This window comes from Streptomyces sp. NPDC018045 (assembly GCF_044327445.1).
GTDB lineage: Bacteria > Actinomycetota > Actinomycetes > Streptomycetales > Streptomycetaceae > Streptomyces.
On sequence record NZ_JBIRFL010000004.1, the window covers coordinates 551,881 to 569,076 of the forward strand.

Sequence of the window (17,196 nt, forward strand, 5' to 3'; positions counted from 1 at the left end):
GGGTCCGACGTTACGACCGGCCGTGGCGCGGCGGCAAGAGCCTCCGCCGTGGCCGGCGCCCCCGGCCCCATCCGGGACGCGAGACCCCACGCGGCAGCCCGTCTCCTCCGCGAAGCCCCCGCTCGGCCCCGTACTCCCTCGGCCCCCACCTGTGCCCCGCTCCCCCGCTCCGCTACCGGCCGGAGTTCGCGTGCGCCGGGTCCTGGCCGCAGTGCGCGCCGTCCCCGTCGGCCCGGTCCCCCGCGTCCGCGGCCCGCCGCGGCAGCCGCAGTGCGATCGCCGCGCCGACCAGCAGCAGCGCGGCGCTGGAGACGAGCGTGACGTGCAGTCCATGGACGAAGGAGCCCTGCGCGGCGTCGCGCAGCACCGACTTCGCCGTGTCGCCGAGCGAGGAGGCGACCTTGTACGCCTCGCCCAGCGAGTGCGCGGCCGAGGCGGACGCCCGCTCCGGGACCCCGTCCACGTGGGCCAGCCCCGGCGCGTAGGCGGCGTTCATGACGCTGCCGAGCAGGGCCACGCCGATGCCGGCGCCGAGCTGGTAGGAGGTCTCGCCGATGGCCGCCGCGCCGCCCGCCTGGTCGGCGGGCGCCTCGCTGAGCATCGACTCGTAGGCGCCGAAGAGCGTGCTCTGGAAGCCGAAGCCGAGCAGGACGAAGCCCAGGACGAGCAGCCAGGGGCGGTCCGTCTCGTCCATCGCGGTCAGACAGAGCACGGCCGCCGCGGTGAGCACGAAGCCCAGCGAGACCATCACCTTGGGCCCGACGGCCTGGAGGACCTTCGAGCCGGTCAGCCCGGCGGCCATCGCGGCGAAGACCAGGGGCAGCATCCGCAGCCCGGTCTCCAGGGGGCTCAGGCCGAGGACGAGCTGGAGGTACTGCACTGCTATGAGCTGCAGCCCGACGAGGGCGAGCATCGCCAGCACGATGCAGCCCACGGAGGTGCCGAAGGCCGGGCGGGCGAACAGCCGCATGTCGATGAGCGGGTGCTCGCGCTTGCGCTGGCGCCGTACGAAGACGATGAGCAGCAGGGCGCCGACGAGGAGGGAGCCCAGGGTGGTCGGGCCCACCAGGGCCTCGCCGCTGCCGATGCGCTTGACGCCGAGGACGACGCCGAGCACGCCGAGCGCCGCGACGACGGCGCCGACGGTGTCCCAGGGCCCGTTGCGCTCGCCCCGGGACTCCGGCAGCAGCCAGCGTCCTATCAGGGCCATGACCGCCATCATCGGGATGTTGATGAGGAAGACCGAACCCCACCAGAAGTTCTCGACGAGGAAGCCGCCGAGGACCGGTCCGACGGCGGCGCCGACTGCGGCCACCGCGCTCCACACACCGATGGCGACCGCCCGCTCGCGCCGGTCGGGGAAGACCTGGCGCAGGATCGACAGCGTCGCCGGCATGATCATCGCGCCGCCGATGCCGAGCAGTGCACGGGCGATCATCAGCGTCTGCGGGTTGGGGGCCAGGGCGGCGGCGGCCGAGGCCGCGCCGAACAGGCCGTATCCCAGGAGCAGGATGCGGCGGCGGCCCACCTTGTCGCCGAGCGTGCCGAAGAGGATGAGCAGGGACGCCGCGATCAGCGGATAGATGTCCACGATCCACAGCAGTTCCACCGGCCCGGGGCGCAGGTCCTCGGTGACCGACGGCACCGCCACGTACAGGATGGTGGTGTCCAGCGCGACGAACAGCAGGCTGACGCAGAGCACGACCAGAACGGTCCAGCGGCCCGCGCCGCTGCCTCCATGCCGGGGAACACCCGCCGTCCGCTCGCTGCCGGACGTGGTCGTCCCGGACATTCGCGTACCTCCTGTCATGCTCTCGCTGCCGCGTGCCGGGGCGCGGGAAGCGCTCCGGCGGAACCGGCGGGCGGGCGAGTTGAGACGTCAGACTACGCGAGTCGCGTGACGTGACGCGTGGCTCACCCCACGATGAGACGCTCATCGCAGGGTCCGGCGGTTCCCATACCCGCTGACGGACGACGGACTCCGGCCACGGGATAATCCACCGGATGAACGATCTTGCGCCCTTCCGTGTTCCGGAGCGGACCGGCACCGGCCGGGGAGGCCGGGTGCGCTCCGCGCTGCGCCGGGCCGCCCCCGCCCTGCTGGTGTACGCCGCGATCCGGGCGCTGGGGCTCGGCACGCTGGCCGTCTGGTCCGCCGCCCACGGCAAGAGCTGGCACACCCTGCTCACCGCCCGCTGGGACGCGCTCTGGTACACCCGGGTCGCCGAGCAGGGGTACGGCTACAGCGTCCGGCTTGCCGACGGGGACGTGCACTCCAATCTGGCGTTCTTCCCGCTGCTGCCGTGGCTGGAGCGGGGGCTGTCCGCGGTGCTGCCGCTGTCCGCCGCCGACGCCGGTCTGGTGGTGTCCTGGCTCGCGTCGCTCGCCGCCGCCTGGGCGCTGTACCTGACCGGTGAACGGCTGCACGGTCCGCGGGCCGGGGTGGCGCTGGCCGCGCTGTGGGCGGCGCTGCCGGTGGGGATCGTGCAGTCGATGGCGTACTCGGAGTCGCTGTTCACCGCGCTCGCGGCGTGGGGGGTGTACTGCGTGCTGACCGGCCGGTGGGTGGCCGCCGGGGTGCTGGCCTCGCTGGCGGGGCTGACCCGGCCGGTGGGGGCCGCGGTGGTCGCGGCCGTGTGGATCACCGCGGCGGTGACGCTGTGGCGGGACCGACCGCCGGGCGGCGGCCCGCGCTGGGGCCGGCACCGGCGGATGCTGCTGGGCGTGCTGCTGGCGCCGCTGGGCTGGTGCGGCTATTTCCTCTGGGTGGGCGCCCGGGAGGGCGGGCTCACCGCTTACCTGGACGTCCAGGGCGGCTGGGGCAACGGGTTCGACGGCGGCGTGGCCTTCGCCTCGTTCCTGTGGGACCTCGGATTTCCGGCGGGCCTCGGACTGCTGGCCGGTGTCGCGCTGGTCGGGTGGCTCTACGTGCTGGGCGCGCGCCGGGGACAGCCGCTGCCGCTGCTCGTCTACGGCGGCGTCGTCCTGCTGCTGGCCCTGACGGCCAAGGGGTACTTCGGGTCCAAGCCCCGGCTGATGATGCCGGCCTATCCGCTGCTGCTGCCGCTCGCCGCCGGGCTGGCGCGGTGGCGTCCGGCGCCGGCCTGGACGGTGACGGCCCTGGTCAGCGCGGGGTCGGCGGTGTACGGAGCGTTCTGGCTGAACGGATCGGGCCCGCCGTGAACGGAGGATTCCCCTCCGTGAGTGCCTCTCCGGGGAAACGGACCGCGACGCCTGCACGAATCGGCGATAAAATCCGCCGACGAATTGGAAAGGGCCCTCTCGGTACGGCCTCCGGCACCCCTCCCGGAGCTAATCCGGCGGCCGCTGAATTCCCCCCGAAAACCCATGGCCAAAGTCGCGTTTGAGACAGATTGCACATCACATCGTCATTACAAAGCTCACAGTTTGACCAAGCGCCGACATCACACGCGGTAACGTCGATTGAGTGCGTACCGATGACAAGCTCGACCAGATGGAGGAGCACCCGCCCGACCGCCCGCCGTCACGCATGACCCGGACCCGCTGGTGGCTGTTCGGGGGCACGCTCGCGGTGTACGTGGCGATCGTGGCCGGTGTGCTCGCCACCTCATGGCTGGTCACCTTCGACTGGCAGGCCATGCTGTTCCGGCCGTACAAGCAGTGGCCGGAGATCCATGCCTTCCTCGACTACTTCGTGGTCCTGGGCCAGCGCGGCCCCACCGCGGTCGCCGTGGCGGCCTGGCTGGGCTGGCGCTGCTGGCGGACGAAGAACCTCCACCCGCTGCTGGTGCTGGGCACCTCCCTGCTGCTGCTCAACATCACCGCGGGCGCCGCCAAGCTGGGCATGGGCCGGCTCGGCCCCCACTACGCGACCACCATCGGCGCCAACGAGATGTGGCTGGGCGGCGATATATTTCCTTCGGGTCACACCGCGAACGCCGTCGTCACCTGGGGCGTCCTGGCCTATCTGGCGACCACGCCGCTGCGCCGCCGCGCACTGTCGGTGATCGCCGCGCTCGGCGCCCTGGGCGTCGGCATGACCACCGTCTACCTCGGTACCCACTGGGTCAGCGATGTGCTGCTCGGCTGGGCCGCCGGGCTGCTGGTGCTGCTCGCGCTGCCCTGGTTCGAGCCCGCGGTGGAGTGGGCCGAGGCCCGGCTGACGACGCTGTGGCTGCGGCTGCGCACTCGCCGGCTGCCGGCGCCCGCGCCGCTCGCCCCGGCGCCCGCCCACTCCGCGCTGTCCGCGCCGCGCCCCGCGCCCGAGGAAGAGGTGCTGGTCCGGGACGCGCTGGGCACCGCGCGCACCGGCACCGCCACCCGTACCGCGGACGCCCGTCCGTTCCACCCGCCGCGGCCGCACACGGCCCGCTCGGAGCGCACCCCGGTCACCCCGACCGGGAGCCGGCGCCCGCCGCACGCCGACCGGGCGCCGCGCACCGCGCCGCTGGCCCCGGCCCCGGTCCGCGGCCGCACCGGCGGCACCTGACCGCCACCACACCCGCGGGGACGGTACGCACAGCCTCTCCCCCGCGCGGCCGACGGCCCCGGCCGCTCCTCCTGGAGCGCCGGGGCCGTCGCCTTGTCACGGGGGCGTCGCCTCAGCCCTTCCAGCTCCGGGTCACGGCGCCGTCCTCGACCTCGAAGTTCAGGCGGCCCCCCAGGTACTCCATGGTGATGATCGAGCCCGGCGCCAGGGACCGGACCGTGGTCCAGCCGCGTTCGCGCGCGCGTTCCTCGGCGGCCTCCCGCGCCAGCCCGACATAGGTCTCGGGGTCGTCGTCGGGTTCGCGGGGGAGCTTCGGTACGGGTGCCATGGCAGCCACCGTAGGCGTACCGCGGGGCAGGCGGAAGGGCCGGGGTGCCACACGCGCGTACCCGCCCGGTCCCCCCTTGGTCACACTTCTGTCACAGCATGACGGCGTGTGTTTGCCGCCGATTCCCTCACCCGTACGAGCCGGGCACTGCACCAACCGGGTGGGAATCGAAGACGACCTGATTTCAGCCTTGATCGCCGGTGTGCGGCCACCGCCGGACGCTCCGGGAGCGACCGGAATTAATTCCCCGTCAGCAGCCGTCCATTCCTTCTTTTTTCCGTTGTCCGACACCCGCGAAATGGGCCGACGGCACGCTGCCACAGCATATTTCGCACGCATCGGTGCCGGTGGACGGGTTTGGGTCCACCGCCCCGCGGTACTCGCTGATGCCGAGGAGCCCATGGGAGACAACACAGCGAACACACCGGACAAGAGCAACAACCACCGAGCGGCGTCCGCCCGCCCCAGCGCACCGGAACTCCTGCGGTCGGCCCGGGAACAGCTCTCCGAGCTGACGGGACTGACCCCCGAGACGGTGTCCCGGTTCGAGAGGACCGAGGAGGGCTGGGTGCTGGAGACCGAGGTGCTGGAGCTCGCCCGGGTACCCGAGACGATGAGCCTCATGGCGTTGTACGAGGTCACTCTCGACCCGGACGGAATGCTCACCGGCTATCGGCGCGTCAGCCGCTACGAGCGTGCGAGAGGAAAACCGCGATCATGACCGTTGTCCCGGCACAACAGCAGTCCGGGGGCGGGGGCGGCACCAGTGGCCTCTACGACGTACTGGAGCTGATCCTCGACCGCGGCCTGGTGATCGACGCGTTCGTCCGCGTCTCACTGGTCGGTATCGAGATTCTCAAGATCGATGTCCGTGTGGTGGTGGCCAGCGTCGACACCTACCTGCGTTTCGCCGAGGCCTGCAACCGCCTCGACCTGGAGACCGGCGCCAACAAGAGCCCCGGCCTGCCCGACGTCGTCGGCCAGGTCACCGAGTCCGGCGCCAAGGGCAAGTCCAAGGGCGCGCTCTCCGGCGCGGCCGAGACCTTCGCCGACGCGATCGGCCAGGGGCGGGACAAGGCCGAGAGCGACGGCGAACCGCAGCGCAGGACGCGGCGCACCACCTCCCGTAAGAAGGAGGAGAGCGAGTGAGCACGTACGTCTACGGGATCGCCCGCGCCGACCACCCGACGCCCGAGAAGGAGATCCTGGGCATCGGCGACCCGCCGCGGCCGGTCCGCGTCGTCCGCCAGGGCGAGCTGGCGGCGATCGTCAGCGACTGCCCCGACAAGCTGCGGCCCAAGCGCCGCGACCTCCTCGCCCACCAGCACGTCCTGACCGAGGCCGGGGCGGACGGAGCGGTGCTGCCGCTGCGCTTCGGCTCGCTCTCCGACAACGACGAAGCGGTCCAGAGCGTCCTGGCCGAGCACGCCGAGCACTACCAGGCGCAGCTCGACGACCTCAACGGACGGGTCGAGTACAACCTCAAGGCCGCCCACCGCGAAGAGGACGTGCTGCGGCGGGTGCTGACGGAGGAGCCCGAGATCCGCGCCCTCAACGAGGCCAACCAGGCCGCCGGCGGCGGCGCGTACCAGGAGAAGCTGCGCCTCGGCGAACTGGTCGCCAACGCCGTACGGGCCCGCGAGGTCGCCGACGCGCACACCGTGGAAGCGGCGCTCACGCCGAAGGCGGAGCAGTCCTGCCCCGGGCCCGAGGGCTCCGGCTGGCTGGTGAACCTGTCGTTCCTGATGCGGCGCGAGGACGCGGCCGCGTTCCTGGACGCCGCCGACCAGCTCGGCGCCGACCACCCGCACCTGGAGCTGCTGGTCAACGGGCCGCTGCCGCCGTACAGCTTCGTCCGCCCGCTAGAGTCCGCCGCCGCGGAGTGACCGATGGGCCTGATCAAGGAACTGCTGCTGCTCCCGGCCGCTCCCGTACGCGGGACCGGCTGGGTGCTGCGGCAGGTCCTCACCGAGGCCGAGCGGCAGTACTACGACCCGGCCGTGGTCCAGCGCGAACTGCGCGAACTGGCGGAGCAACTGGACAACGGGCAGATCGACGAGGCCGAGTTCGACCGGCGCGAGGACGCGCTGCTGGACCGGCTGGAGGAGCTGCGGCAGCGGCAGGCCGGGGCGTAGCGGCCCCCGCGCCGCTCCGCACGGGGCGGCACCCCACGGCGCCCCCGCGGCGCTCTCCACGACGCGAGGACACCCGGACAGTACGAGATCCCCGGAAGCACCGCGCACGACGCCCTAGCCGGGAACGGGACGGCGGACGAGCGCGACCCGACACGGAGGAGATCCCCGACATGAAGAACCGGCCGGCACTGGTGCTGGCCGTCGCCGGAGGCTATCTGCTCGGCCGCACCAAGAAGGCCAAGCTCGCCATCGGTATCGGCAGCATGGTCCTGGGCAAGCGCCTGAATCTGAGCCCGCAGCAACTGGTCTCCCTGGTCAACGACCAGATAGCCGCCAACCCGCAGCTCAAGGAGTTGCGCGAACAGCTACGCGGCGACCTCAAGGGTGTGGGCAAGGCGGCGACCGGCGCGCTGGTCACCAAGCGCCTCGACTCCCTGGCGGACAGCCTGCACGAGCGGACCCTGAACGTACGCGACCAGCTCGACGCGGGCGCGGCCGGCGGCAAGGCCGCGGACACCGTACGCGGCGTGGCCGGCGGCGGACGGGACGACGAGGAAGCCTCCGACGACGGCGAGGAAGAGACGTCGGGAAGCCGCGGCAGCGGCTCGCGGAAGTCCGGGGGCGAGGGACGCGGCGCCACCAAGAAGCAGAGCGCGCGCTCCTCCAAGTCCCCGGCGTCCCCGGCCAAGTCCGGCGCCGCATCCGGTGCCAAGTCCGCGCCCGGCAAGCGCAAGCGGCCCGCGAAGCAGGCGGCCGCCGCACCGAAGAAGACCGCCTCGGCCGCGAAGAAGACGGCCCGCTCCACCACCCGGCGGAGCGGAGGTGAGGACCGTGGCTGAGACGAGGTCCGGCGGCCCGATGGCCGCCGTCAAGGACACCGTGGCCGGCAACCCGGCCGTCGACCGCCTCAAGGAGGAAGCCGTCTCGTTCGCCGCCGCGCAGGCCCAGCGCCTGCTGGTGGCCACCGGGAAGCGGCTCGGCGAGGCCACCACCCGGCTCACGGACGTGGCCGAGGGGCGCAGCGACAGCCTGGTCGGCCCGGTGCTCAAGGACACCCTCAAGGGCGCGGTCAAGGACACCGCCAAGAACTCCGTCAAGGGCGCCTTCAAGAAGCTCACCGGCGGGCGCAAGGGCGGTGGCGGCAAGGGCAAGTACGTGACGATCAGCGAGGACGTCGACGTCGGCGTGCCGGTCCGCGAGGCGTACAACCAGTGGACGCAGTTCCAGGAGTTCAGCACCTTCGCCAAGGGGGTGCAGGGGGTGGAGTCCGCGGACGCCACCGACTCCAACTGGCGCGCCAAGATCTTCTGGTCGACCCGGAGCTGGCAGGCGCACACCACCGAGCAGGTCCCGGACGAGCGCATCAGTTGGACCGCCGAGGGCGCCAAGGGCACGCTCAAGGGCGTCGTCACCTTCCACGAGCTGGCCGCCAGCCTGACCCGGGTGCTGCTGGTCATCGAGTACCACCCGAAGGGCCTGTTCGAGAAGACCGGCAACATCTGGCGGGCGCAGGGCCGCCGCGCACGGCTCGACCTCAAGAACTTCCGCCGCTTCGTGATGATGCGGGGCGAGGCGACCGGCGAGTGGCGCGGCGAGATCCGGGACGGCGAGGTCGTGGTCGGCCACGACGAGGCCCTGGAGCGCGAGGAGGAGGGCCGCGGGGAGCGGGACACCGAGGGCGCGGCCAAGCCGTCCGAGGACGCGTACGAGGAGGAGTCCGGCGACTCCTCGGACTCCCACGGCGAGGAGCCGGAAACCGAGGACGCGTACGAGGACGACGAGGCGGACACCGAGGCGGACGACGAGGACGCGGACGGCGCCGACGCCGGGTACGAGGACGAGCCGGAGGACGAGCCCGAGGACGCCTACGACGACGAGGACACCGGCGACGCCGAGGACGACACCGACGAGGAGGACGCCGAGGACACGTACGACGACGAGGAACCGGTGGACGAGGACGACGCCGAGGACGCCGAGGACGCCGAGGACGCCGAGGACGAGCGCGAACCGGAGCCGGCCCGATGAGTTCCCAGGTCCCGTCCCCCTACGGATCCAACGGCGGCGCCAACCTCGCCGACATCCTCGAACGCGTCCTGGACAAGGGCGTGGTCATCGCCGGGGACATCCGCATCAACCTGCTCGACATCGAACTGCTCACGATCAAGCTGCGGCTGATCGTGGCCTCGGTCGAGCGGGCGGAGGAGATGGGCATCGACTGGTGGCGCGACGACCCGTCGCTGTCCTCCGGTGCCCGGCGCCGCGAACTCGCCCGGGAGAACGAGCGGCTGCGCGAGCGGATCGCCGCCCTGGAGGAGCAGGAGACGCGAGAGGAGATCACTTGAGTACGCACGGCGCCGAGCTGATGTACACCTACGCCGTGGCCCGGGCCGGCTGCCGACCGCCGGACGGCCTGCTCGGCGTCGCGGACGCACCCGTGGAGACCGTCACGGAGGGCGCGCTGGCCGCCCTGGTCTCCCGGGTGCCGGCCGCCGACTTCGAGGAGGAGGCGCTCCGCGCCCACCTGGAGGACATGGCGTGGCTGGAACGGACCGCCCGGGCACATCGCAGCGTGGTGGACACCGCGGCCGCGGAGTTCTGTGTGCTGCCGCTGCGCCTGGTGACGGTCCACCGCGACACGCGCGGGGTCCGGCAGGTGCTCGCGCAGCGCGCCGAGGAGTTCCTGAGCGCGCTGGTGAGCCTGGACGGCCGGATGGAGTGGGGCGTCAAGGCGTACGTCGAGGACGCCGGGACCGCCAAGCCGGCCGTGCCCGCGGGCGGTTCGGCCCGCCAGGCGCCCGCGGACAGCTCGGGCCGGGACTTCCTGCGCCGGCGGCTCGCCCACCGGCAGGCCCAGGAGCAGAACCAGCGGCGCGCCGACGAGCTGGCCCGCGCCGCCCACGAGGCGCTGGACAAGTTCGCCGAGCGCAGCCGGCTGCACCGTCCGCAGGACGCCCGGCTCTCCGGGGTCAGCGGCCGCAACGTGCTCAACGGCGCCTATCTGATCCCCCGCGAGCAGGCCGGGGCGTTCGCGGGCCTGGTCGGTGAGCTGGCGGACCGCAGCCCGGGCGTGCGGATCGAGCTGACCGGGCCGTGGGCACCGTACTCCTTCGCCCAGCCGCCGCAGGCCCCGGAGGCGGGCCGGGCCACCGGGGCCGGTGCCCCATGACATCGCCCGTGGCCGGCCCGCAGCCGGACAACCCGCTGGCCGAACGGCAGATCGCCCTGGTCGACCTGCTGGACCGGCTGCTGGCGGGCGGCGCGGTGATCGCGGGGGACCTCACCCTGCGCATCGCCGAGGTGGATCTCGTCCGGATCGACCTGCGGGCCCTGATCAGCTCGGTCAACGCCAACATTCCCTCGCCGTTCGAGGAGTTGGAGTCATGAGGTCCGAGGCAGCCGAGGAGGAGGTGGCGCCGTGAGCCGGCGTGTCGAACTGGACGAGGACACCGTGGAGCGCGACCTGGTGCGGCTCGTGCTGACGGTGGTGGAACTGCTGCACCAGCTCATGGAGCGGCAGGCGTTGCGCCGCGTGGACCAGGGCGATCTGTCGGAGGATCAGGAGGAGCGGATCGGCCTGACACTGATGCTGCTGGAGCGGCGGATGGGTGAGCTGTGCGAGCGGTACGGCATCGGGAAGGACGAACTCAACCTCGACCTCGGGCCGTTGGGCCCGCTGCTGCCCCGGGAGTGAGCGCCGTGCCGCCCCGCGCGGCCCGCCGCAATGATCCGGCCGGGCTGCGCACGCCCCCTCGCGCGACCGGGCCCGGACGGCCATCATGGCTGAGCCTGAGCACGTCCCCCAACGACTTCCGGTATGCACCGGCGCCTCCGGCTGCTTCCGGTGCTTCTTGGCGAACGAGGTGGCGCAGATGGGTACGGACACCCTGGAGGCCGGCCCGCAACCGGTGCGGGCGCGGCGGCCCGGCGCGGTGGTGGTGGACTGGCTGACCACCACCGACCACAAGAAGATCGGCCATCTCTATCTGATCACCGCGTTCGGCTTCTTCCTGGTCGGCGGGTTGCTGGCGCTGCTGATGCGGGCCGAACTGGCCCGGCCCGGGCTCCAGATCCTGACGAACGAGGAGTTCAACCAGGCGTTCACGCTGCACGGCACGATCATGCTGCTGCTGTTCGCCACCCCGGCCTTCGCGGGCTTCGCCAACGAGATCATGCCGTTGCAGATCGGCTCGCCCGACGTGGCCTTCCCGCGGCTGAACATGCTCTCGTACTGGCTGTTCCTCTTCGGCGGGCTGATCGTGCTGGGCAGCCTGCTGACGCCGACGGGCGGCGCGAACTTCGGCTGGACCGCCTACGCCCCGCTCAGCTCGATGGTCCGCTCCCCCGGTATCGGCGCCGACATGTGGATCATGGGGCTGGCGCTGTCCGGCTTCGGCACCATCCTCGGCTCGGTCAACTTCATCACCACCATCATCGGGATGCGCGCGCCGGGCATGACGATGTTCCGGATGCCGGTCTTCACCTGGAACGTGCTGTTCACCTCGATCCTGGTGCTGATCGCCTTCCCGGTGCTGGCGGCCTCGCTGCTGGTGCTGGAGGCGGACCGGCGCTTCGGCTCGATGGTCTTCGACGCCGAGTGGGGCGGCGCACTGCTGTGGCAGCACCTGTTCTGGTTTTTCGGGCATCCCGAGGTCTACATCATCGCGCTGCCGTTCTTCGGCATCATCACCGAGATCATTCCGGTCTTCTCGCGGAAGCCCATCTTCGGCTACGTGATGCTGATCGGCGCGACGATGGCGATCACCGGGCTGTCGGTCGTGGTGTGGGCGCACCACATGTTCGCGACGGGCGCGGTGCTGCTGCCGTTCTTCTCGTTCATGTCATTCCTGATCGCCGTGCCGACGGGCGTGAAGTTCTTCAACTGGATCGGCACGATGTGGCGCGGCTCGCTGTCCTTCGAGACGCCGATGCTGTGGGCCGTCGGATTCCTGGTGAGCTTCCTGTTCGGCGGGCTGACCGGGGTCATCCTGGCGTCGCCGCCACTGGACTTCCACGTCACCGACACGTACTTCGTCGTGGCCCACTTCCACTACGTCGTCTTCGGCACGGTCGTGTTCGCGATGTTCGCCGGCTTCTACTTCTGGTGGCCGAAGTTCACCGGGAAGCTGCTCGACGAGCGGCTGGGCAAGGTGCACTTCTGGACACTGTTCACCGGCTTCCACACCACCTTCCTCGTCCAGCACTGGCTGGGTGTGGAGGGGATGCCGCGCCGGATCGCCGACTACCTGGCGGCCGACGGCTTCACCGCGCTCAACACCCTCTCGACCGTCGGCGCCTTCCTGCTCGGCCTGTCCACCCTGCCGTTCCTCTACAACGTCTGGAAAACGACGAAGTACGGCACGAAGGTGGCGACGGACGACCCGTGGGGCTACGGCCGCTCCCTGGAGTGGGCGACCTCCTGTCCCCCGCCCCGCCACAACTTCCTGACCATTCCGCGCATCCGCTCGGAGTCGCCCGCCTTCGACCTGCACCACCCGGACATCGCGCGGCTCAGCCCGCCGGACGCCCCGGGGCCGCGGGAGGATCCGGAGGAGCCGGGGCGGCCTTCGAAGGAGCCGGATGCAGCGCCCGGGTCAGCCGGTCCCTGATCTCCCGGATCCGGTCCGTCAGCTCCGGCGGCTCGCGCACCTCGAAGTCGAAGCCCATCAGGACGACGTGGATCACCAGGACGTCCAGGCGGTGCGCGCCGGTGTGCAGCAGGCAGCGGTGCGCGTCGAGCGGTTCCAGGACACCGTCGGACGGGGTGATCTGCTGGGCGGCCTCCTCGGCGGAGGCGTGCAGCACCAGGGTGGCCCGCTCGGCGTACGCGTGCGTGGACACGCCCCGCGAGACGTACGCGGCGAGGTCGTCGGCCGGGGCCGGGCGCGGGGTGAAGCGCGGGCCGTGCGGCGGGGCGGGGGTGATGCGGTCGGCGCGGAACGTCCGCCAGTCCCCGCGGTCCACGTCCCAGGCGACGAGGTACCAGCGGCGCTGCGCGGACACCAGGCGGTGCGGCTCGACGGTGCGGCGGCCGGTCGTGCCGTCGTGGCCGACGTAGTCGAAGCGCAGCCGTTCGCTGTCCCGGCAGGCATGGGCCAGTTCGGTGAGGACGGCGGCGTCGACCCGGGGCCCCGGGCGGCCGAGCATGGGGACGGTGAAGGCGTTGAGGGCGCCGACGCGGCGCCGCAGCCGGTGGGGCAGTACCTGTTCCAGCTTGGCCAGGGCCCGTACGGAGGTCTCCTCGATGCCTTCGACGCCGCCGGCCGCGGCGGTGCGCAGCCCGACGGCGACTGCCACCGCCTCCTCGTCGTCGAGGAGCAGCGGTGGCAGTTCGGCGCCCGCGCCCAGTCGATAGCCCCCGGCGGTGCCGGGGGCCGAGTGGACGGGGTAACCCAGTTCGCGCAGGCGGTCGATGTCGCGGCGGACGGTGCGCGGAGTCACGCCGAGCCGGTCGGCGAGATCCGCGCCCGTCCACTCGCGGTGCGCCTGCAGAAGCGAGAGCAGGCGCAGAAGTCGTGCCGAGGTCTCCAACATGCCGGGCAGTCTGGCAGGGCATGCGGACGGCTACGGACCGGATCTATCGGGTCACCACCGGTACCAGCGTGTGCGACCACCGCCCGCACTCGTCGAACGGAACAGGAAGCCGAGCAGCCATACGACGAGAACCGCGATGGCCACCCACCACAGGGCCTTGAGCGCGAAACCCGCGCCGAACAGGATCACGGCCAGAAGCAGTACCAGAAGAACAGGAACCATGTGTATCGCACCTCCGCTGCTCCGAGTGCCCCAGGTGTGCGGTGTTATGCGTCCTGCCTGACGGGGTCCGGTCAAGTTCGGACCGGGGCCGTCCCGTCCGCTCCGCCGCCCGTGACCCGGACCGTCAGGTCGTTGTCCCGGGTGTAGGACGGGCCGATGCTCAGCCGGCCCGACGGGCAGCCGACGGCCAGCGCCGGGTGGGTGACGACTTCCTTCTTCTCCGGTACGTCGTCGAGCAGCCGGGCGATCCGGACCGGCTCGGCCTCCTCGTCCGCGCGCAGCCACAGGTCCCAGCGCTCGCTGCCCCCCTCCCAGCGCTCGGCGAGCTGGGCGTAGGGCAGGGTGAAGGCGAATTCGGGGCCGTCGCCGGTGAGCGGGACGGTGATGCGGCAGACCGCGCCGTCCGCCCCCGGAGCGCCGCGGCGGGTCGTGGCCTCGGCGCGGGCGCCCGGTCCGAGGGCGGCACCGTAGAGGCGGCCCGCCACCGTCACGCCGCCGGCGTCGACGAGGACGCCCCCGACCTCGGCGTGCGGTCCGCGCAGCCAGCTCCGCAGCGCGAGGCTGCCGGATCTGGTCGTGTACGGGATGCGTACGCCGAGCCGGCCGACCCCGGCGAGCGGGCGGCGGTCCACCAGCGAGCGCAGGTCGTTGACGCCGGGCAGCAGCCGCTGCGGGCCGCGGCCGTCGCCGAGGTCGGCGTAGGCGTTCCAGCGGCCCTCGGGGAGCGCGACGGTGCTGGGCAGGACGGCGCGCAGCCGGCCGGAACCGTTCGGGCCGAGCGGCAGCCGCAGCTCCTCGTCGGCGGTGCCGTCGCGCGGGCTGAGGACGAGCGCCGCGCTCCAGACCGGCCTGGTGCCCTGCGGGGCCGTGATGTCGAAGGTCAGGCCGCCGGCGGAGTCGGCGATGCAGTCCGCGCGCAGCGGCTGCGCGGCTCCGTACGGCGTGCGGACACCGCGGCCGGCGGCCATGGCGTCCGGGCCGGCGGGGGCCGTGGTGGTGGCTTCGGCCCGCACGGGAGCGACCGCTTCGGGACCGGCCGTCCCGGCGCCCGTCACGGGCAGTTGCGTCGACGCGTTCATACCCTCCGCACCCCTCTCACAGCGGCCTGCGCCGCGTCCTTGGTTGCGTACGCCCCGTGCTCCGGGCGGGAACGCGCCGGCCGGGCGCCGGTCCGGACGGTCCCGCCGGTGCCGTGGGCGTGGTGAATCAGGAATGAGCTGTGCATCCGTCCCCGTATTCCGTCCCCGTATCCCTTGGTCACCGCGGACGAGTACCGTCGTCCACCCCGTCGAACGGTTGGACCGTGTTCCCGGGTTCCGGGTTGGGGCGTTTGGCCAACTTGTTCCGAAAGAGTTAGGACATCGGTAGCGGCGTCTGGGAACTTTCCCGAACCGTTGATCGTCGGTTCTGTGCCGTGCTGTGCTGTGCTGTGCTGTATCGCCACAAGCTATGCCGTCCCGGGGCGTCCCGTCACCAGGTATGCGGCCACCGGCTCGGCCCGGCGGCACCGGCCGGGGCGGACTGCCGGGCGCGACGGCCTGCCGGCCCGGTGGCGGCGGCCGGGCTCCGGGCACCGTCGCTCAGGGCCGGTACGGAAGCTGGGGGACGGTGAAGCAGGTGGTGTCCATGTCGCCCTGGGTGATCCAGCCGCCCCGGCCGCCGTGTGCCGAGTCGCGCCAGCGGGCGACCGACAGGCAGGTGCGGTCGGTGGCCGGGGGCTCGGGCCGGGGCCGGAACGCGGCGGGGAGCAGCAGCCCCCGGGCGGTGTAGGGCGCGCCCTGCCCGACGAAGCGCGCCACGCACGCGCGGGTGAGCCGGTCCCCGCAGGAGCGTGCCGCGTCGGCGAACCACATCGCCGCCGCCCACCCCTCCAGTTGCCACTGCGACAGCGGCTTCCCCTTGGCGTACCGGGCCATCCCGGCGCGGAAGTCCCGAACCGCCGCGCCGCCCGGCCCGCTCCCCGGATCGTCGTAGTTGCGGCTGGCGCCGGTGGCCCAGAGGGCATTGCGGCAGCCCGGGGAGTCCTTGTAGTCCTTGGCGACCGCGTCCGACCAGTTCTGTACGTTCGTGACCTTCGCGGTCGGCCGGACACCTGCCGCGTCCATCGCCTCGCACAGTTGCGCATTGCCGTGCGTGTCCATCGCGTCGAAGACCAGATCGGCGCCCCGGTCGCGCAGCCCGGCGGCGACCGCGGGGAAGTTGGGCAGCGCGAAGTCCACCTGCTCGCTGGTCACGTCGTACCCCTCGGCCTCCAGACCGCGCACGATCAGCCGGGCGTACGCGGCCGACGCCGCCTGGTTGTAGGAGACCACGGCGGCGGTGCGGGCCCGCTGGACGCGCTTGAAGTAGCGGTAGACCTCCGTGCCGCCGTACAGCGTCCCGCCCCAGCCCGCCGCCCGGCCGTCCCGCGGCGCCTGGCTGCCGTAGATCCCGTACAGGTGGGGGTACGTGTCGTACGCGGCGCCGACCGGCTGCCCCCCGATGTCGGGGACGCCCGCGGCGGAGACCCGGGGCGCGCCCGCGTAGTCCAGCGCGGTGGTCGCGACCAGGGCGAACACCTTGTCCTCGGTGAGAAGCTTCCGCACGCACTCGTTGTTGCCGACCCCGCTGCCGCCGTCGTCGCAGGTGACGGCGCGCACCGGCCGGCCGTTGACGCCGCCCCGGGCGTTGAGCGCCTCGAAGTGGGCGAGCGCGCCGTCCCGGGGGCCGGTGAACGCCTCGCCGCCCACCGGGCTCGTCGTGCTGGTGATGATCCCGACGACGATCGGCTCCGGTGCCCGGCCGGTGGCGGGCGCGGTGCCGCGGTGTTCGAAGTCGCTCTCGGGCAGTCTGCTGCCGCAGGCCGACGTCAGCGCGAGCAGCAGCGCCGCGGCGGCGGCCCCGGCCGCCTCAGCAGCCCGGCGCGTCCGCATTGCCGCTCATGCCCACCAGCGCGCACAGCGTCTTGAGCGACACCTTCCACACCTTGTCCTGCTGGACGGCGGCGCCCTTGGCGTTCGGCAGCGCGGTGGCGCCCTTGAGGGTGAGGCTGTACGTCACGTCGGCCGCGGTCGCCGAGGTGAACCGTACGGCGGACACCCGCGCCGCGACCTGCTGCCCCCGCTGGTCGCCGTTGAACGCTTCCAGCAGCAATTGGAGGTCCTCGCCGTCCTGGAGGTACTTCGCCTTCTCGGCGTTGGACAGCTTCGGGTCGAAGAACTTCCGCCAGTTCTCCTTGATCTGCCGCTCGGCGGCGGCCGGATCGGCCGGTTCGCCACCCGTGGACGACGGCGAACCGGCGGTCGCCGCCCCCGTGCGGGAGCCCTCCGGGCCGGAGGACGCCCCGCTGGGCGCGCGCTGCCCGCTGTCCTCGGCGTCACCGCAACCCGCCGCTCCGGCCGTCATCAGCAGCACCGCTGCCGCCAGCGCCGGGGCCCGCCGCGCACGCCCCCCACGGACCGTCATGTACACCACCGCCTGTCGTCGCGACCGCCCGGAGCCGGTCTGGCACAAGCCTTCTAGGTGCTGTC

The 17,196-nt window shown here is 72.5% G+C and carries 20 protein-coding genes; 13 read left to right on the top strand and 7 right to left on the bottom strand.

The genetic code is table 11. From position 1 onward, the window contains the following. Nucleotides 1–172 precede the first annotated feature (172 nt). Nucleotides 173–1,792: an MFS transporter gene (locus ACH4EB_RS13310; RefSeq protein WP_398347534.1), complete on the bottom strand. Its 1,620-nt coding sequence runs from the start codon at nucleotides 1,790–1,792 to the stop codon at nucleotides 173–175. Between the two features lie 212 nt (nucleotides 1,793–2,004). On the opposite strand from ACH4EB_RS13310, the gene ACH4EB_RS13315 reads away from it, so the two are divergent. After that, nucleotides 2,005–3,183, top strand: a complete 1,179-nt coding sequence (locus ACH4EB_RS13315; protein ID WP_398347535.1) for a hypothetical protein — start codon at nucleotides 2,005–2,007, stop codon at nucleotides 3,181–3,183. A gap of 265 nt (nucleotides 3,184–3,448) precedes the next feature. After that, a complete protein-coding gene (locus ACH4EB_RS13320; RefSeq protein ID WP_398347536.1) occupies nucleotides 3,449–4,471 on the top strand; it encodes a phosphatase PAP2 family protein in 1,023 nt (340 codons plus the stop codon). A gap of 112 nt (nucleotides 4,472–4,583) precedes the next feature. On the opposite strand, the gene ACH4EB_RS13325 is transcribed toward ACH4EB_RS13320, so the two are convergent. Then, a complete protein-coding gene (locus tag ACH4EB_RS13325; RefSeq protein WP_398347537.1) occupies nucleotides 4,584–4,799 on the bottom strand; it encodes an I78 family peptidase inhibitor in 216 nt (71 codons plus the stop codon). Between the two features lie 400 nt (nucleotides 4,800–5,199). Here ACH4EB_RS13325 and ACH4EB_RS13330 point away from each other — a divergent pair, with 400 nt between their 5' ends. The 11 genes from ACH4EB_RS13330 to ctaD all read left to right on the top strand — a co-directional run bounded on the left by ACH4EB_RS13330 (nucleotide 5,200) and on the right by ctaD (nucleotide 12,540). Further along, the gene (locus ACH4EB_RS13330) at nucleotides 5,200–5,520 is read left to right on the top strand and encodes a gas vesicle protein (protein WP_398347538.1); all 321 of its coding nucleotides are present in this window, start codon (nucleotides 5,200–5,202) and stop codon (nucleotides 5,518–5,520) included. Then, complete coding sequence (locus tag ACH4EB_RS13335; RefSeq protein WP_398347539.1) at nucleotides 5,517–5,948, top strand: gas vesicle structural protein GvpA; 432 nt, start codon at nucleotides 5,517–5,519, stop codon at nucleotides 5,946–5,948. The genes ACH4EB_RS13330 and ACH4EB_RS13335 overlap by 4 nt, the downstream gene beginning before the upstream one ends. Then, nucleotides 5,945–6,685 carry a GvpL/GvpF family gas vesicle protein gene (locus ACH4EB_RS13340; protein ID WP_398347540.1) on the top strand — a complete coding sequence of 247 codons (741 nt, stop codon included), beginning with the start codon at nucleotides 5,945–5,947 and terminating at the stop codon, nucleotides 6,683–6,685. The genes ACH4EB_RS13335 and ACH4EB_RS13340 overlap by 4 nt, the downstream gene beginning before the upstream one ends. Nucleotides 6,686–6,688: 3 nt before the next feature. Continuing rightward, nucleotides 6,689–6,934 (top strand): gas vesicle protein GvpG, encoded by a 246-nt coding sequence (locus ACH4EB_RS13345; RefSeq protein WP_398347542.1) that lies wholly within the window; start codon nucleotides 6,689–6,691, stop codon nucleotides 6,932–6,934. 170 nt (nucleotides 6,935–7,104) lie between these two features. Then, on the top strand, nucleotides 7,105–7,773 hold the full coding sequence (locus ACH4EB_RS13350) for a DNA primase (RefSeq protein ID WP_398347543.1): 669 nt from the start codon (nucleotides 7,105–7,107) through the stop codon (nucleotides 7,771–7,773). Beyond that, on the top strand, nucleotides 7,766–8,959 hold the full coding sequence (locus ACH4EB_RS13355) for an SRPBCC family protein (RefSeq protein ID WP_398347545.1): 1,194 nt from the start codon (nucleotides 7,766–7,768) through the stop codon (nucleotides 8,957–8,959). The genes ACH4EB_RS13350 and ACH4EB_RS13355 overlap by 8 nt, the downstream gene beginning before the upstream one ends. Beyond that, nucleotides 8,956–9,276 (top strand): gas vesicle protein, encoded by a 321-nt coding sequence (locus ACH4EB_RS13360; RefSeq protein WP_398347546.1) that lies wholly within the window; start codon nucleotides 8,956–8,958, stop codon nucleotides 9,274–9,276. Before ACH4EB_RS13355 ends, ACH4EB_RS13360 begins: the two co-directional genes overlap by 4 nt. Beyond that, nucleotides 9,273–10,100: a GvpL/GvpF family gas vesicle protein gene (locus ACH4EB_RS13365; protein WP_398347547.1), complete on the top strand. Its 828-nt coding sequence runs from the start codon at nucleotides 9,273–9,275 to the stop codon at nucleotides 10,098–10,100. Before ACH4EB_RS13360 ends, ACH4EB_RS13365 begins: the two co-directional genes overlap by 4 nt. Beyond that, nucleotides 10,097–10,318 (top strand): gas vesicle protein, encoded by a 222-nt coding sequence (locus tag ACH4EB_RS13370; protein ID WP_398347548.1) that lies wholly within the window; start codon nucleotides 10,097–10,099, stop codon nucleotides 10,316–10,318. Before ACH4EB_RS13365 ends, ACH4EB_RS13370 begins: the two co-directional genes overlap by 4 nt. 31 nt (nucleotides 10,319–10,349) lie before the next feature. After that, entirely contained in the window at nucleotides 10,350–10,625 is a 276-nt protein-coding gene (locus ACH4EB_RS13375; protein ID WP_031008978.1) for a gas vesicle protein K, read from the top strand. 178 nt (nucleotides 10,626–10,803) lie between these two features. Continuing rightward, nucleotides 10,804–12,540 carry a cytochrome c oxidase subunit I gene (gene ctaD, locus ACH4EB_RS13380; protein WP_398347549.1) on the top strand — a complete coding sequence of 579 codons (1,737 nt, stop codon included), beginning with the start codon at nucleotides 10,804–10,806 and terminating at the stop codon, nucleotides 12,538–12,540. Here ctaD and ACH4EB_RS13385 read toward each other — a convergent pair. The 5 genes from ACH4EB_RS13385 to ACH4EB_RS13405 all read right to left on the bottom strand — a co-directional run bounded on the left by ACH4EB_RS13385 (nucleotide 12,443) and on the right by ACH4EB_RS13405 (nucleotide 17,131). Continuing rightward, nucleotides 12,443–13,465: a helix-turn-helix transcriptional regulator gene (locus ACH4EB_RS13385; protein ID WP_398347550.1), complete on the bottom strand. Its 1,023-nt coding sequence runs from the start codon at nucleotides 13,463–13,465 to the stop codon at nucleotides 12,443–12,445. The genes ctaD and ACH4EB_RS13385 overlap by 98 nt on opposite strands. Nucleotides 13,466–13,516: 51 nt before the next feature. After that, nucleotides 13,517–13,687 carry a hydrophobic protein gene (locus ACH4EB_RS13390; protein WP_398347551.1) on the bottom strand — a complete coding sequence of 57 codons (171 nt, stop codon included), beginning with the start codon at nucleotides 13,685–13,687 and terminating at the stop codon, nucleotides 13,517–13,519. Between the two features lie 71 nt (nucleotides 13,688–13,758). Then, complete coding sequence (locus ACH4EB_RS13395; protein ID WP_398347552.1) at nucleotides 13,759–14,766, bottom strand: hypothetical protein; 1,008 nt, start codon at nucleotides 14,764–14,766, stop codon at nucleotides 13,759–13,761. A gap of 501 nt (nucleotides 14,767–15,267) precedes the next feature. After that, on the bottom strand, nucleotides 15,268–16,599 hold the full coding sequence (locus ACH4EB_RS13400) for an ABC transporter substrate-binding protein (RefSeq protein WP_398347553.1): 1,332 nt from the start codon (nucleotides 16,597–16,599) through the stop codon (nucleotides 15,268–15,270). Next, on the bottom strand, nucleotides 16,577–17,131 hold the full coding sequence (locus ACH4EB_RS13405) for a hypothetical protein (RefSeq protein WP_398347554.1): 555 nt from the start codon (nucleotides 17,129–17,131) through the stop codon (nucleotides 16,577–16,579). The genes ACH4EB_RS13400 and ACH4EB_RS13405 overlap by 23 nt, the downstream gene beginning before the upstream one ends. Nucleotides 17,132–17,196 lie beyond the last annotated feature (65 nt).

Coding starts and splice junctions, on each gene's coding strand:
- ACH4EB_RS13330 (WP_398347538.1), top strand. CDS start 5,200: ATGGGAGACAACACAGCGAACACACCGGACAAGAGCAACAACCACCGA.
- ACH4EB_RS13315 (WP_398347535.1), top strand. CDS start 2,005: ATGAACGATCTTGCGCCCTTCCGTGTTCCGGAGCGGACCGGCACCGGC.
- ACH4EB_RS13395 (WP_398347552.1), bottom strand. CDS start 14,766: ATGAACGCGTCGACGCAACTGCCCGTGACGGGCGCCGGGACGGCCGGT.
- ACH4EB_RS13400 (WP_398347553.1), bottom strand. CDS start 16,599: ATGCGGACGCGCCGGGCTGCTGAGGCGGCCGGGGCCGCCGCCGCGGCG.
- ACH4EB_RS13335 (WP_398347539.1), top strand. CDS start 5,517: ATGACCGTTGTCCCGGCACAACAGCAGTCCGGGGGCGGGGGCGGCACC.
- ACH4EB_RS13370 (WP_398347548.1), top strand. CDS start 10,097: ATGACATCGCCCGTGGCCGGCCCGCAGCCGGACAACCCGCTGGCCGAA.
- ACH4EB_RS13385 (WP_398347550.1), bottom strand. CDS start 13,465: ATGTTGGAGACCTCGGCACGACTTCTGCGCCTGCTCTCGCTTCTGCAG.
- ACH4EB_RS13390 (WP_398347551.1), bottom strand. CDS start 13,687: ATGGTTCCTGTTCTTCTGGTACTGCTTCTGGCCGTGATCCTGTTCGGC.
- ACH4EB_RS13350 (WP_398347543.1), top strand. CDS start 7,105: ATGAAGAACCGGCCGGCACTGGTGCTGGCCGTCGCCGGAGGCTATCTG.
- ACH4EB_RS13405 (WP_398347554.1), bottom strand. CDS start 17,131: ATGACGGTCCGTGGGGGGCGTGCGCGGCGGGCCCCGGCGCTGGCGGCA.
- ctaD (WP_398347549.1), top strand. CDS start 10,804: ATGGGTACGGACACCCTGGAGGCCGGCCCGCAACCGGTGCGGGCGCGG.
- ACH4EB_RS13325 (WP_398347537.1), bottom strand. CDS start 4,799: ATGGCACCCGTACCGAAGCTCCCCCGCGAACCCGACGACGACCCCGAG.
- ACH4EB_RS13345 (WP_398347542.1), top strand. CDS start 6,689: ATGGGCCTGATCAAGGAACTGCTGCTGCTCCCGGCCGCTCCCGTACGC.
- ACH4EB_RS13310 (WP_398347534.1), bottom strand. CDS start 1,792: ATGTCCGGGACGACCACGTCCGGCAGCGAGCGGACGGCGGGTGTTCCC.
- ACH4EB_RS13360 (WP_398347546.1), top strand. CDS start 8,956: ATGAGTTCCCAGGTCCCGTCCCCCTACGGATCCAACGGCGGCGCCAAC.